13 protein-coding genes are annotated in these 14,796 nt (G+C 56.7%); 6 read left to right on the plus strand and 7 right to left on the minus strand.

Annotated features, from left to right (window positions below; translation table 11 throughout):
* Positions 1-13 precede the first annotated feature (13 nt).
* From V9K67_RS01320 to gyrA, 3 genes are all read right to left on the minus strand, one after another.
* Positions 14-700 (minus strand): response regulator transcription factor, encoded by a 687-nt coding sequence (locus tag V9K67_RS01320; RefSeq protein WP_336719520.1) that lies wholly within the window; start codon positions 698-700, stop codon positions 14-16.
* A gap of 146 nt (positions 701-846) precedes the next feature.
* Positions 847-2,094 (minus strand): tetratricopeptide repeat protein, encoded by a 1,248-nt coding sequence (locus V9K67_RS01325; RefSeq protein WP_336719521.1) that lies wholly within the window; start codon positions 2,092-2,094, stop codon positions 847-849.
* Between the two features lie 23 nt (positions 2,095-2,117).
* On the minus strand, positions 2,118-4,718 hold the full coding sequence (gene gyrA, locus V9K67_RS01330) for a DNA gyrase subunit A (protein ID WP_336719522.1): 2,601 nt from the start codon (positions 4,716-4,718) through the stop codon (positions 2,118-2,120).
* Positions 4,719-5,041: 323 nt separating this feature from the next.
* Between gyrA and V9K67_RS01335 the strand changes: the two genes are divergently transcribed.
* Entirely contained in the window at positions 5,042-6,616 is a 1,575-nt protein-coding gene (locus V9K67_RS01335; protein WP_336719523.1) for a saccharopine dehydrogenase C-terminal domain-containing protein, read from the plus strand.
* A 174-nt stretch (positions 6,617-6,790) separates the two neighbouring features.
* Here the strand turns inward: V9K67_RS01335 and V9K67_RS01340 are convergent, their stop codons facing one another.
* Positions 6,791-7,477, minus strand: a complete 687-nt coding sequence (locus V9K67_RS01340) for an SIR2 family NAD-dependent protein deacylase (RefSeq protein ID WP_336719524.1) — start codon at positions 7,475-7,477, stop codon at positions 6,791-6,793.
* A gap of 101 nt (positions 7,478-7,578) precedes the next feature.
* On the opposite strand from V9K67_RS01340, the gene V9K67_RS01345 reads away from it, so the two are divergent.
* Both V9K67_RS01345 and V9K67_RS01350 read left to right on the plus strand, forming a co-directional pair.
* Positions 7,579-9,327, plus strand: coding sequence for a hypothetical protein (locus tag V9K67_RS01345; protein WP_336719525.1), 1,749 nt, complete (start codon positions 7,579-7,581; stop codon positions 9,325-9,327).
* Positions 9,328-9,391: 64 nt separating this feature from the next.
* Complete coding sequence (locus V9K67_RS01350; RefSeq protein ID WP_336719526.1) at positions 9,392-10,177, plus strand: Rieske (2Fe-2S) protein; 786 nt, start codon at positions 9,392-9,394, stop codon at positions 10,175-10,177.
* 39 nt (positions 10,178-10,216) lie between these two features.
* On the opposite strand, the gene V9K67_RS01355 is transcribed toward V9K67_RS01350, so the two are convergent.
* Positions 10,217-11,047, minus strand: coding sequence for a 5'-nucleotidase, lipoprotein e(P4) family (locus V9K67_RS01355; protein WP_336719528.1), 831 nt, complete (start codon positions 11,045-11,047; stop codon positions 10,217-10,219).
* A 99-nt stretch (positions 11,048-11,146) separates the two neighbouring features.
* On the opposite strand from V9K67_RS01355, the gene V9K67_RS01360 reads away from it, so the two are divergent.
* The 3 genes from V9K67_RS01360 (at position 11,147) to V9K67_RS01370 (ending at position 13,362) form a co-directional block, all read left to right on the plus strand.
* Complete coding sequence (locus tag V9K67_RS01360; protein ID WP_336719529.1) at positions 11,147-11,389, plus strand: hypothetical protein; 243 nt, start codon at positions 11,147-11,149, stop codon at positions 11,387-11,389.
* 191 nt (positions 11,390-11,580) lie between these two features.
* Positions 11,581-12,246: an NAD(P)H-binding protein gene (locus V9K67_RS01365; RefSeq protein ID WP_336719531.1), complete on the plus strand. Its 666-nt coding sequence runs from the start codon at positions 11,581-11,583 to the stop codon at positions 12,244-12,246.
* 57 nt (positions 12,247-12,303) lie between these two features.
* The gene (locus V9K67_RS01370; protein ID WP_336719533.1) at positions 12,304-13,362 is read left to right on the plus strand and encodes an oxidoreductase; all 1,059 of its coding nucleotides are present in this window, start codon (positions 12,304-12,306) and stop codon (positions 13,360-13,362) included.
* A 76-nt stretch (positions 13,363-13,438) separates the two neighbouring features.
* On the opposite strand, the gene V9K67_RS01375 is transcribed toward V9K67_RS01370, so the two are convergent.
* Both V9K67_RS01375 and V9K67_RS01380 read right to left on the minus strand, forming a co-directional pair.
* Positions 13,439-13,852: an EVE domain-containing protein gene (locus tag V9K67_RS01375; protein ID WP_336719535.1), complete on the minus strand. Its 414-nt coding sequence runs from the start codon at positions 13,850-13,852 to the stop codon at positions 13,439-13,441.
* A gap of 89 nt (positions 13,853-13,941) precedes the next feature.
* Positions 13,942-14,661, minus strand: coding sequence for a (Fe-S)-binding protein (locus tag V9K67_RS01380; protein WP_336719536.1), 720 nt, complete (start codon positions 14,659-14,661; stop codon positions 13,942-13,944).
* Positions 14,662-14,796 lie beyond the last annotated feature (135 nt).

Raw genomic sequence — 14,796 nt, forward strand, 5'->3', positions numbered from 1 at the left:
ACTTAGAAACTCCTCATTTGGACTCTTTCAAATAGTAGCCATACCCCGGCTTCGTATGGATCAGCGGCAGGTCAAAGCCTTTGTCGATCTTGTTGCGTAAAAAGCTGATGTAGACCTCGATGGTGTTGGTGCCGGTTTCGAAATGGATGTCCCATACCTGTTCGGCTATGGTTTGCTTGGACAGGATCTTTCCCCGGGCCTGGGCCAGCAGTTCCAGCAGCTTGTATTCCTTGAGGGTCAGGTTGATCTCCTTTCCGGCCCGTTTTACCTTCATTTCGGAGGGGTCGAGCACCAGGTCGGCGATGGAGAACACGCCGGAAGGTCCTTTCTGGGCATGGCTGCTGCGGCGGAGCAGGGCTTTTATGCGGGCCAGCAGTTCGTCGAGGTGAAAGGGTTTTACCAGGTAGTCGTCCGCGCCGTATTCCAGGGCCTGCACTTTCTTGGCCACCGCCCCGTAGGCGGTCAGCATCAGGATGGGGGTGGCGGAATTGTTGGCCCGGATGCGTTTGCATACCTCCATGCCGCTGACCCGGGGCACGTTAATGTCCAGCAGGTAGATTTGGTAAGGGGCGGTATCCGCCTGCACAAAAAACTGCGATCCGTCGTTGACCACGTCGCAGGGGTAGCCCTGGTTGTCGAGGAACAACTTTATTTCGGAGGCCATTTTGATGTCGTCTTCCAGCAATAAAATTTGTGTCATTACAGCTGAGTTTTCGCCTGTAAGTTAGCCAAGAACTTCGGTTGTCCCAATTGATTTGGGCGTACTTCCGGACAATTTTCCGGCACTGCCAATGAAAAAGCCGGGACAATGTCCCGGCCTTTACATTTATAGAAGGTTCGTGGTCCTTACAGGCCCAGCGATTTTACCTTGGTTTCCACTTCTTTCGACTTGTCGAACTGCTTTTTCATGTTGTAGTAGTCGATCAGGATGTTCGAGATGTACTTGATGTTTCCTTTATCGGCCACTTTCAGCTCGGGTTTAGAAGCATAGGCCGTGAACGCTGCCTGGGCGTAGGGGGCCATTTGGTCCCACAGGGCATTCTGGCGGGCGGTGATGGCCTGCTTTTTCTTCACGTCGGCCGGCGTAGTGCCTCTTACGGCGCGGGCGCTGTCCTCGGTCTTATAGATCCTTTCGGTCAGGTAGCGCGTCATCAGCAGGTTGCCTTCGGGCGTGTTGTTCACTTTAATGGAATTGGCGATAGCAGCCTGCACCTTCGGTTCAAAGCTGGCGGCATCGGCCGGGGGCTTGTCGCCGGCATACAGGTAGTTGAACAGCTCCACCGCGTAGTTGTAGGTCAGGTAGTAGCTGTTGGGGTTACCGGCGATCAGCTCTTCGTACTTCGCCAGGGCCTTGGACTTGTCGTCCTTCAGCGGTGCCAGTTCCACGTCGAACCAGTAGTCGTTGTTGGGGTACAGTTCCTTGGCGATGGCCAGGTATTTGGCGCGGTTGCCGGCATCGTTCTGCTTGGCGTAGTAGTCGATCAGGATCTGGTAGATCTCGATGTAGTTCTCGCCTTTCAGCTTGGCATCCGCCAGCCGGCGGTAATAGGCCATGGCCGAATCGCGCAGGTTGGCTTTGGAAGCCGCCGCTGCCGTGTTCAGGATCAGGTTGGTATCCAGGGCCGACATGTTGATGCCGGGGTAGCTGAAGCCCTTGCCGATGATATAGTTCTCCACGTTCAGCGCCTGGCTGAAGTTTTTGAAAGAGGCTTCGAAGTTCTTATTGTTGAATGCCTTGATGCCCGAGTTGTAGTAGGCATCGTATAATTGGAAAACACGCACATTCTGCTCCAGGGTACCTCTCAGGTTCTTGGGATCCAGCTCGTAGTACTTCTGCAGGGAGCTGAACGCTTCCTGGCGGTAGTCTTTATCGGTGCGGGTAGAGTCCTGTCCCAGGTTGTAGTAAACGATTCCTCTGTAATACCAGGCTTCGGCGTTTTTCTGGCCTTTGGGGTCTTCGATAATCTTGTCGATCTTTTCCTGGGCCTCGGCGAACTTCCCTTTGCTTATTTTCTCCTGAACGTCATCGAGTTTCTGTGCAAACAGGGCGCCACTGCTGGCGACCATGATTGCGGAGAAGATTAGTTTGCGCATTGTTGATGGTTTTTGTTATTGTTTTATGATTGAACTCCGTTCTCTCCTTCCTGAGATGCTTCCGGGGCCGGATTGGTTGCTTCGCCGGTAGCGGGTGCGGTTTCCGCTCCCTCTTCCGTTTCGCTTATTTCGCCGTTTTCTTCTTCCTGCACATTAATCTTCGTGATGGCGGCAATAGAGTCGCCTTCGTCGATGCGGATCAGTTTCACCCCCTGGGTGGCACGGCCCAGCTCGCTGATGTCGGCTACCTTCATGCGGATGGTCAGGCCGCTTTTGCAGGTAATGATCAGGTCGTCGGTCTGCGCTACGTCCAGGATACCCACCAGGCCGCCGGTCTTATCGGTGACGCTGATGGTTTTGACGCCTTTGCCGCCGCGGTTGGTAATACGGTATTCGTCCACCGGCGTGCGTTTGCCAAAACCGGTTTCGCTGACCACAAGAACGGTCCTTTCGGGCGTCGACGGGTTGACACAAATCATGCCAACAACCTCATCTTCATCACCGTCCACCTCAATACCGCCCACACCGATGGCGCCGCGGCCGGTAGAACGCACTTTATCTTCGGGGAAGCGAATGGCGCGGCCGCTTTTAATGGCCATCATCAGGTCGCAGTTGCCGTCGGTCAGGCGGGCTTCCAGCAGCTGGTCGCCTTCCACGATGGTGATGGCGTTGACCCCTGTCTGGCGGGGGCGGCTGAAGTCGGCCAGGGCCGTTTTTTTGATGATGCCTTTCTTGGTGCAGAGCACGATGTAGTGGTTGTTCACGAAATCCACGTCCTGCAGGTCGGCGATGTCGATGATGGCGCGGATCTTATCGTCGGGGGCAATCTGCAGCAGGTTCTGGATGGCCCTGCCCTTGCTGTTCTTTTCTCCTTCGGGGATCTCGTACACGTTCAGCCAGTACAGGCGGCCTTTTTCGGTAAAGAACAGGAGGGTATGGTGGGTGGAGGCCACGAACAGGTGCTCGATAAAATCCTCCTCGCGGGTACGGCTGCCCTTGGCGCCCCTGCCGCCGCGCTTCTGCGAGCGGAACTCGGTGGCCGAGGTGCGTTTGATGTAGCCCAGGTGCGAGATGGTGATCACCACGTCTTCTTCCCGGATAAGGTCTTTAATGCTCATCTCGTTGTCCAGGAAGGTGATCTCGGTCTTGCGCTTGTCGCCGAAGCGTTCCTTCACCTGGTTCAGCTCGTCCTTGATCACGCCGAAACGCAGGTCTTCGTTGGCCAGCAGGTCGCGCAGGTAGCCGATGAGCTTCATCAGCTCGTCGTATTCTTCCTTGATCTTGTCGCGTTCCATACCGGTCAGACGTTGCAGGCGCAGCTCCAGGATGGCTTTGGCCTGGATGTCGTCCAGTCCCCAGCCGGCATTCACCAGGTTTTCACGGGCGATATCGGGAGTGGCGGAAGCGCGGATCAGGGCGATCACTTCGTCGAGGTGGTCCAGGGCGATGAGGTAGCCTTGCAGGATATGGGCCTTTTTCTCGGCTTCCTTCAGCTCGAACTGCGTACGGCGCACCACCACTTCATGGCGGAACTCCACGAACTCGGCGATCTGGTCTTTCAGGTTGAGGATGCGGGGGCGTCCTTTCACCAGGGCCACGTTGTTGATGCCGAAGGAGGTTTGCAGCTCGGTGTACTTGAACAGCTGGTTGATCACCAGGTTGGCCAGGGCGTCGCGTTTCAGGTCCACCACGATGCGGGTGCCTTCCTTGCCGTTGGATTCGTTGTTGATATGGGCAATGCCTTCGATGGTCTTGTCGTTCACCAGCTGGCCGATGCGGTCGCAGAGAGCGTCGCGGTTCACCTGGTAGGGCACTTCGGTAATGATGATCTGCTCGCGTCCGCTGGGTTTGGTATCCACGTGGAGCTTGCCGCGCAGCACTACCCTTCCGCGGCCAAAGTGGAAGGCCGATTTGACGCCTTCCATGCCGTAGATGAGGCCGCCGGTAGGGAAGTCGGGGGCTTTCACGTGCTGCATCAGCTCGTCGATGGTGATCTCGCGGTTGTCGATATAGGCAATACAGCCGTCGATCACTTCGCTGAGGTTATGGGGCATCATGTTGGTGGCCATACCTACGGCGATGCCGCTGGAGCCATTGACGAGCAGGTGAGGAATACGGGCCGGCAGCACGGTGGGTTCCTTCAGCGAGTCGTCGAAGTTCAGCTGAAAGTCCACGGTGTCCTTTTCGATATCCTCGAGCATGCTTTCGGCTATGCGGTGCAGGCGGGCCTCGGTATAACGCATGGCCGCCGGTCCGTCGCCGTCCGCGCTGCCGAAGTTACCCTGCCCGTCGATCAGCAGGTAGCGGATGCTCCACTCCTGCGCCATACGCACCATCGCATCATATACCGCCGTATCACCATGGGGGTGATATTTACCCAAAACCTCGCCCACAATACGGGCGGATTTCTTATAGGGGCGGTTGTAGTTCATGCCCAGTTCATTCATGGCGTATAAAATGCGCCGGTGCACCGGTTTCAACCCATCGCGTACATCGGGCAGCGCACGACCCACGATCACCGACATGGAGTAGTCGATGTAGGCGGTTTTCATTTGCTCCTCGATGTTAACAGGGATGATGCGGTTGATGTCGTTTGTTTCTTGTGGTTGAAGATTTTCTTCCATTTATTTCTATTCCTGTTGTGTCTAATTTAAAGGGGGCAAAACTACCCTTTTTAAGCTTAAAATCTTTATAAAAAACAACTTTTCCGGGGAAATTGGCGCAGGTTGCAAGCAAAATATTGTTAATGTTTTTTGGCGCCAAAAGTTCCTTAGTTCCCGAGTGCCCAAGTTCCTGAGTTGAGCGGATACCCTTTTATGATTTTGGGTAGTTTAATTTTTCGCATTCGTTTGGGGATTCATGGGCTTGCTGGAAACCAAACTCAGGAACTCAGGAACTCTGGAACTTTGGAACTTTTTTTACAGTATCTTAAGCGTAATTAACTTCCATGAAGAACATTTTGCTGTTTGGGGCCGGCAAGTCGGCTACCCTGCTGATCGATTACCTGTTGGAAAATGCGCCCGAAGAAGACTGGCGCCTGACGGTGGTGGACGCCCACCTGCCCCTGGTGCAGGAAAAGCTCAAGGGTTCGCCTTATGGGACCGCCCTTTCCTTTGACGTTACCGACGAGATCCGGCGGCAGTACTACATCGAGCAGTCCGATATCGTGCTGTCGCTGTTGCCGCCCCTGCTGCACCGGCTGGTGGCCGCGGATTGCCTGCACTACCGCAAACACCTGCTCACGGCCTCCTATGTGGACGATGAGATCGCCCGTATGGGCGAGGAAGCGGCGGAAAAGGACCTGCTGTTTTTGTGTGAAATGGGCCTGGATCCCGGCCTCGACCATATGAGCGCCCGCAAGCTCATCGACGACATCCGGCTCAAAGAAGGCATGGTGACCTCCTTTCTTTCGCATTGCGGCGGACTGGTAGCCCCCGCCAGCGACGACAACCCCTGGCATTACAAGATCAGCTGGAACCCCCGCAACGTGGTACTGGCGGGCAAGGGCGGCGCCGTCTTCCGGCAGAACGGCAAGGTGGAAAACGTGCCCTACGAGGGCATCTTCGCGGAAAAGCGCTACGTGGTGGTGCCGGGTCATGACCTGCTGTGCTGGTACCCCAACCGCGACTCGGAAAGCTATGCCGGCAAGTACGCGCTCTCCCATTGCCCTACCTTCGTCCGTACCACCCTGCGCCACCCCGATTTCATGTACGGCTGGAAGAACCTCGTGGACCTGAAGCTGACCGACGAAACCCTGCTGTACGAGACCGACGGCAAGTCGCTGATGGAATTCTTCAAGGAACACCTGGACCGCAACCAGTTCAACGACTGGCTGGAGCAGCGCCTGCAGCAGCAGTTCCAGGTGACGCAGCAGCTGCTGACCGACCTGATGAACCTGGTGGAACTGGAAGAAACCTCCGCCAAGGAAGGGAATGAAGCCGTGGAGGACTTCCTGATGGTCAATTCGAGCGGCGAGCTGCAGGAGGTGGACATGGCCGACCTGAAGAACAATGCCGCCGCCACCATCGCCTTTAAAATGCACGAGGCCAAACTCACCCTGAAGCAACTGTTCTTCCTGGGCCTGGACGACGGCCAGACCCTGATCAACAAGGGGCGCTGCAGCGCCGCCGACGTGCTGCAATTCGCCCTGGAGAAAAAGCTGGCCCTGGCAGAGCAGGACAAGGACATGGTGGTGATGATGCACGAAGTGGAATACGAACTGCCCGAAGAAAACCCGGAAGTACGCGGTTCGGGGAACGAAGGGCACAGTGAGGAAGAGAAAAGGCCGCGAAAGAAATTCCGCGCCCGCAGCAGCATGACCCTTATCGGGGAAGACGGCCAGCGGACCGCCATGGCCAAAACCGTGGGCCTGCCCATGGGCGTCGCCACCAAACTTATTCTTGCCGGCCGCATCCCCCTGCGTGGGCTGCAGATCCCCACCGCCAAGGAAATCTATGTGCCCGTGCTCAACGAACTCAAAAAGCACGGCATCGAATTTACCGAGCAGCACGAAGAGATATAGTTCCAGCGTTCAAAAGTGCCAGAGTTCCAAAGTTGGGCTAACTCCGTTTGGGAGCAACTTGCAGGTCGGTCAAACTACAAAGTCTTGCAGACTTTGGTAGTTTATTCCTGGCACAGGAACTTCTAAACCTGTAACGGCCTGACTCTGGAACTAGTGAACTCGTGAACTTTGGCACTATCCAAGCAGCAACCGCCTTAATTCGGCCACTCCTTCCGTTGCGGGCTTTTCGATCTTCGTCAGGGCGTATAAACTTTGGGTATAGGGTATTTTTTTGTCGATGATGTATTTGGGGATGTGCCAGGGGGCATAGTCCACCAGGCCGGCGGCGGGGTAAACGACCAGCGAGGTGCCGGCCACTACGAAAAGGTCGGCCTTGCGGACAATGCGGGCGGCTTCCTCCATCAGGGGTACGGGCTCTTCGAACCATACGATATGGGGCCGCAACTGGGCACCGTCGGGGGCCTTGTCGCCCAGGTTGATGTCCTCGTAAATAGGGTACACCAGCTCCTCGTTCTTTTCGCTCCGCATTTTGAAGATCTCGCCGTGCAGGTGCAGTACTTTTTGGGAGCCGGCCCGCTCGTGCAGGTCGTCGATGTTCTGGGTGATGATCTGCACGTCGAACTGGTCCTGCAGTTCGGCCAGGCCGAAGTGGCCGGCATTGGGCTGCGCTTCGCGAACGCCCCTGCGGCGCAGGTTGTAAAAGTCCAGCACCAGCGACGGGTTCCGGCGCCAGGCGGTGGCGGTAGCCACTTCATTGATGTCGTAACCTTCCCACAACCCGTCCGAATCGCGGAAGGTCTTCAGCCCGCTTTCGGCGCTCATGCCGGCTCCCGTCAGCACGACCAGTTTCTTTTTGCTCATGCTTCAAAAATAAAGAGTTTACGAGTTTACGAGTTGTTTCCGTGCCGGGAAGAACTCGTAATCTTGTACACTCGTAAACCCGTAAACTTTTGAATTGTCATATGAAAACATCTGTTTTCGCTTTGCTGTTTTCGCTTTGCTGCGGCGCCGCTTTCGGCCGGAATAGTGCCGATACTTCCCGCTCTGGGACCGGTGCTTCCTTTTCCGGCATCGTCATTCCCGCTTCCGATTTTTTGGCCGACCTGCCCAAGAACGACCAGATGGCCGATGCGGGCGCATTGAAGGAGTCCTGGGTGTTCAACAATACGGCCATCGTGCTCCATTCGCCCACCAACCTGCTGAAAAAAGTGCAGGCCAGGGCCGGGCTGTACCGGCTGTACGTCCGGGGCAGGGGCGGCAGGGGCAGCTCCTTCAAGGTGGCCGTGAATGACACCCTGACCGCGGCGACCTTCGGGGGCGATTCCCTGTCGCTGCAGTATGGCGGCACCTTCCGGCTGAAGGAAGGCCTGAATGATATCAAGATCACCCGCATCCATCCCGGCGCCGTGGTCGACGTGCTGGTGCTGACCCAGGATCAAAAAGTAACGGAAGAAGACCTGAAGTCCCGCCAGTTGCATCCGGAAGTAAACCTGCTGAAAGAATACGCCATCCCCAATTCCAACGCGGTAAAGTTCGGTGATGTGACCGGCGACGGCGCCACCGACTTCATGGTGCTCTCCCCCGATTTTTCCGCTACGGTCTTCGATAACAGCGGCAAGCAATTGTGGACCTACAGTGCTCCCGAAGCCGGCGGCCGCCAGCGGTCGGAATTCGAGGCCCCCGGGGTACTGTGGGATTTTGACGGCGATGCCAGGGCCGAAGTGGTGCACTGGCGCTTCCTGGACGGCAAGGAATGGCTGGTTATTGCCGACGGGCAAACCGGGGCCATCAAAAAGCAGGCGCCCTGGCCGACCAGGCCCCTGCCGCACGAATACAACAACTTCCGCCTGGCCATCGGCAAGCTGGATCATAAAAAGGGGGCCCATATTCTTTGCTTTACCGATATGGGCGGCACCATCAACGTCAGCGCCTATACGCCAGCCCTGGAGCGGCTGTGGAGCCATGACGAAGAGCGGAAAAAGGACAACCTCGGGCATTACATTTATCCCGTGGACCTCGACCGCGACGGCATCGACGAAGTGCTGGTAGGCTCGCTGCTGCTCAACGCCAAAGGCCAGCGCATCTGGGACCGCTTTGCCCTGCTGGGCGATAACCACGACCATGCCGACAGCTACAAGTTTGCCGATGTGGACCGCGACGGCCGCCTGGATATTGTGACGGCCAACAGCGAGACCGGCGTGTTTGTGTACAAGGCCATGAGCGGCGCTATCATCTGGCAGCAAACTGCCGAACACAGCCAGCAACTGCAGGTGGGCGATTTCCTGGACCGCCAGCCGGGACCGCAGGTAGTAGTGGGCGGCCGCACCTACGGCAACCGCCAGGCCGGCGAACCCTACCTGTGGAGCCAGCTGTACTGGTTCGGCAACAAGGGCGACTTCCTGTTCAAGTGGCCGGGCAACCCCATCAACGGCAACCCCGATTTCGTCAAAGGCTCCTGGCGGGGGCAGGGCCCGGACGACCTGTTCTGGTTTAAATTTCATCTCAACAGGTCCGGCCAGGGCAGGCTGTTTTTCCCCGATCCGGTCTTTCATATGTTCGACTTTACGGGCCGGGGCGCCGAGGAAGTAATCACCCTCAACCGCAACGTGCTGCGGGTGTATGGCTGCGCCACCGCCCGCCACAGCGGCAACGACCGCAAAAAAGACCCCGCCTACCTGAAAAGCGTGGTGGTGAACCATACGCATTATTAGCCTGGGGCGGGCCCTGTTTTTGTGGTAGTGCCGTTTATTTTCCAGGTTTTAAATCCTTAACGGCATGAAAAGCAAAGCACAGATCAAGGGCCATCCCCTGCACCCCATACTGCTCCCCTTTCCCCTGGCTTTTTTTATCGGCGCCCTGCTGTTCGATGTCCTGGGCGTTGTCCGGGAAAGCGAGAGCTTCTGGCGCACCGGCATGTACCTGGTGGGGGCGGGTGTGGTGTTTGCCCTGCTGGCGGCGACGGCCGGCTTTATCGATTTTCGGTACACCGTGCCGCCGAAAAGCTCGGCGAAAAAGCGGGCCGCCAAGCACGGGCTGATCAACCTGACGGTCGTGATCCTGTATGTCCTTGCCTTTTTTTACCGGAGAAATGCCGATGCCTCGCCGGCCGTGGTGCTGGCGCTGGAAGGGGTGGGTACCGTCCTGTTGTTCATCGGTGGCTGGCTGGGCGGAACGCTGGTGTACCGCAACCAGATTGGGGTGGACATCCGTTATGCCCAGGCGGGCAAGTGGACGGAGACACACGTGGACGCCCCCGGCGGGCTTGTGGCGGTAGCCGGGCTGGAGGAGCTCAAAATAAACCAGATGAAGCTGGTACATGTGGACGGGAAACGGATTGTCATCGGGCGTACCGAGGAAGGCTATGTGGCCTTTGACGACCGTTGTACCCACAAGGGCGGCTCCCTGGCCGGGGGCGCGCTGATCTGTGGCACGGTCCAATGCCCCTGGCACGGCTCGCAATTCCACACAAAGACAGGGGCCGTAGCCGCCGGCCCCGCCACCGAAAAGATCGCCACCTACCCCACTGAAGAACGGGACGGGAACGTTTATATCCGTTTGTAAGTGTTTCTGTAGAAGTTCACGGGTTCACAAGTTCCTTGGTTAATATCCTTTTAAAACGCTTTTGATAGCGGAATCTTTCTGGGCGGGTGTGAGGTCATAACGGTAATGGTAGAACGCCGATTCCCAGTCGCCGTAAACGGGGTTGGGTAAAACGATGAAACGGTCGCCGAATTCGGCGGCCAGGCTATCGGTGTTGCGTAGCCGTTCATCTGTGGATTTTTTATCGAACAGGGCGCTGAAATCGGACAGGTTGTCGCCCAGGTACAACACCACCTCGTGGCCGGAGAGAACGGCCTGCCTGCGGCTTTCCTTGGAGGAGGCGCTTCCCTTCAGCAGCAGGTGTTCATTATCGGCCTGGGGCAGGCCAAACAGCTGCAGGTTGGCCAGAGTGCCCCGCCGTTCTTTTTCGGAGCGGTTGGTAATGTAAAAGATCTCGATGCCTTTTGCCGCGGCGAATTTGAGGAAAGCGGGGGCTCCCGGTACGGTATCGGCCGAGGCGCGGGCGGTCCATTCGTTCCAGGAAGCTTCATCGTATTCCTTTCCCTGCAGCGCCAGGGCTACATCGTAAGGGCTGTTGTCCAGCACCGTTTCGTCGATGTCGGTCACCACGGCCCGGGGGCGCAAGGCGGGTCGTTGCAGGGAAGCTTCCACCCGCAGGCGGGCCAGCTGAAAGGCCTGCAGGCACAGGGCCCTGTATTCGGCTGCCCGTTGCTGGAAGGCAAGGGCCAGCAGCCTTCCTTCCACCGCCACATTTCCCGGTGCGGCCACAGGTGTCGTGGCCTTTTGGGGGCCGGCACAGGCACTAACGGCAAACACGAAAAACGGAGCCATGGCCGGAAGGCCCCGAAACAGGCGGAAGGCGGTTTTCATGGCCGTAAAGTAACTCTATTTTCCCCTTACCTCCCGGAACCTTCAGCTCAGGGGTGCGCTTTTGGACTTTTTTTTGTGAGAACAACCAAAACCCTAATAATGAATATGCAAGAACGCAATTTTCAAATGGTAGTAGGAAAGGTACCCTACGAGGTAAAAGTAGCCCCTTATACCTTCAATACCGAAACCCGGTACCGGATCAGCTATAACGGTGGTACGGAGCATGTGTTTACCTGGGATTCGCGACTGGGGCGGTTGGCGGCAATTGACGATGACTCCGGTACGCTTCCCGACGACCTGGAAGTGGCCATAGCCGAAAAGCTCCAGTCTGGTAAGTACTGAACAATTGGCAATTGGCAATAGGCAATAGGCAATAGGCAATAGGCAATCCACAAAGGGCAACAGGGGTTACCCCATTGTATTTAACTTTTTAAAACTGGAATTCTATTTCCTTTTACGCATTCGATCCTTCTTCTCCTGTATATTCGTATTTGCCTATTGCCCTTTGCTTATTGCCTATTCATTTCCCTTTCATGATTCCCGAACAACTTCAGACAGCTATCGTAATTGGCGCCACCGGTTTGGTGGGCAGCCAGGTAGTGACCGCCCTGCTCGGCGACGAACGGATAGAGCGGGTGAAGATCTTTGTGCGCCGGCCTTCCGGCCGCCGGCATGCGAAGCTGGAAGAATTCATTATTGACTTCGACGCTCCCAGGAACTGGGAACACCTGGTCACCGGTTCGGTGCTGTTTTCGGCCCTGGGCACGACGCTGCGGAAGGCCGGGAGCAAAGGCGCCCAGTTCCGGATCGACTATACCTATCAATACCTTTTTGCCCGCGCTGCCGCCCGCAATGGGGTTCCTTCCTATGTGCTGGTGTCTTCGGCCGGCGCCTCCCCCGATTCGAGGCTTTTTTATTCCCGCATGAAAGGCGAGCTGGACCGGGACATACAAAAGCTTTCCTTTCAAAAGATCAGCATCCTGCGTCCCGGCCTGCTGACCGGCCAGCGCGAAGAAACCCGCCTGGGGGAAAAGATCGGCGCGGCCGTGCTGAACCTGCTGCACCGTATTCCCGGCCTGCACCGGCTAAAACCCATCAAGGGCGCTATCGTGGCCAAAGCCATGATCCAGGCCTTTTTCCATCAAAAAGATCCCATCTGCACCTATACCCTGGACGAAGTATTCCGCCGGGCCGAATAGAACCACCCGTGAACGGGATAAAAATGGACCTTTGCGACACCTTAATTTTCTTTACACATGAATAAACTGGTAAACGTTGGCCTGGTAGGCTTCGGCATGGCGGGAAGGATCTTCCACGCTCCCACCATCAGCTGTGTGCCCGGACTGAGGTTGAAAAAAATAAGACAAACCAATGCCGCCAATCTTCCGCTGATCAACAGCCGCTATCCCGGCACCGAGGTCGTACCGGCGGCCACTGATATTTTTTCGGATGCCGACATCGAACTGGTAGTGATTGGCTCGCCCAATGCCACCCATTATTCCCTGGCAAAGGAAGCCCTGCTGGCCGGAAAGCACGTGGTGGTGGACAAGCCGTTTACCGTGACGGTGGCCGAGGCCGAAGAGTTAGCCGCCCTGGCCCGCAGCCGGAACCTGCTCCTGAGCGTGTACCAGAACCGCCGCTGGGACAGCGATTTCCTGACCGTACAAAAAGTGCTGCAAAGCGGGCTGCTCGGACGCCTGGCCGAGTGCGAGATCCATTACGACCGCTTCCGCAATACCCTGCGCCCCAACACCTGGAAGGAAGCGGGCGACCAGGGCACCGGCCTGCTCTACGACCTTGGCTCGCACCTGATCGACCAGGCCCTGACCCTTTTCGGCCTGCCCGAAGCGGTATCTGCCGACCTGCGCACCCAGCGTCCGGAAACGAAGATCATCGACAACTTTGAGCTGGTGCTCGATTACGGGAACCTGAAGGTGACGCTGAAGTCCGGCTTCCTGGTAAAGGAGCCCCTGCCAAAGTATATTCTTTTGGGCGAGCAGGGCTCATTTGTCAAATACGGCCTCGATGTGCAGGAGGAAGCGCTGAACGGCGGCCTGTCGCCGGCCACTACGCCCAACTGGGGGCAGGAGCCCGAAAGCACCTGGGGAACGCTCCATACCGAATACAATGGAGTGGAGTTCCGGGGTAAGGTAAAAAGCGAAGCCGGTAACTACGTCGCCTATTACGAAAATATCCTCCGCGCCCTGCAGGGAAGCGAAGAGCTGAGGGTAAAGGCGGAAGACGGCGTCAACGTCATCCGCATCATCGAACGGGCGTTTCAGAGTCAGGCGGAAAAGAGGTGGGTGCGTTTTTAGTTTACGAGTTTACGCGTTTACAAGTTTACGAGTTGCTGGCGCCGGTAACGAACTCGTAAACTTGTAAACTCTGAAGTTAGGAAAGTTCTCCTGCCAGCTCCATCACCACCAGCCATTCTTCTTCGCGTACCGGGGATACGGACAGGCGGCTGAGGCGGAGCAGGGCCATTTCCTGGAGGCGCTGTTCGGCTTTTATTTGTTTCAGGGTGACCGGGTTTTTCAGCCGGCGCACGGGTTGCAGGTCCACCACTACCCAGGCGTCTTCTTCGGTTGTCGGGTCCTGGTAGTGTTCTTTTACTACCTGGGCGATGCCGACGATCTCCAGGCCTTCGTTGCTGTGGTAATAGAAAACCTGGTCGCCTTCCTTCATGGAGCGCAGGTTGTTGCGGGCGCCGTAGTTGCGGACGCCGTCCCAGAAGGTTTGCCCGTCTTTTTCAAATTGTTCCCAACTGTATTTAAAGGGTTCGGATTTTACCAGCCAGTAAGCCATAACGATTGATTTTTTGCGGATTAGGGGCGCGAAGATAAACCAGAACCGCTAAGAACAACGAACTCAGGAACTCAGGAACTTATTGTTTGTCACCATCCGCTGGCGAGCACATCCGCCAGGTGCAGGGTTTTGAGGTCGTAGCCCTGTTGGTCGATATAGCCCTGGAGGTGCATGAGGCAGGACAGGTCGGTGGAGATGAGGTAGCGGGCATCGGTGGCCAGGGCATTTTCGACCTTTTGTTCGGCCATGCCGATGGAAATGGACTCGTGTTTCACGGCAAAGGTGCCGCCGAAGCCGCAGCAGGTTTCCACGTCCTGCAACTCTACCAGTTCCAGCCCGCGCACCTGGGCCAGCAGCTTGCGGGGTTCGCTTTTGATGTGGCATTCCCGCAGGCCGGCGCAGGAATCGTGGTAGGTGGCCCGGCCATCGAGGCGGGCATCGAAGCGGGTATGGCCCAGCACTTTCACCAGGAACTCGCTCAGCTCATAAATGTTCTTCCGGATGGCCGTGGCATTGGTTTGCAGGGGGGAGTCCTCGAACAGCTTTCCGAAATAGTTGCGGACAAAGCCGGCGCAGGAGGCGCTGGGGGAAACGATGTAGTCGTCCGGGGAAAATTCTTTCAGGAACTTGGTGCATACCTGGCGGGCGTCGTTCCAGAAGCCGGCGTTAAAGGCGGGCTGGCCGCAGCAGGTTTGATCGGGATTGAAGGAAACGGTGCAGCCCGTCTTTTCCAATACCTTGACGGTATTGAAGGCGGTTTGCGGGAACAGCTGGTCCATGAAACAGGGAATGAAGAGCTGTACGTTCATGCGAAAAAGGTTTGTGGTTTGTAGTTTGTGGTTTGTAGTTCCTCCACAGGTTACAAGTTTACGTGTTTCAACAATGACTTTTCGTATCCACTGCTTTCATTCCCTTGCTTTCCGGAGTTCCGCCCCCTACAAACC

It is taken from the genome of Huijunlia imazamoxiresistens (assembly GCF_037132455.1).
In the GTDB taxonomy this organism is placed as follows: Bacteria; Bacteroidota; Bacteroidia; order Chitinophagales; family Chitinophagaceae; genus Flavisolibacter; species Flavisolibacter imazamoxiresistens.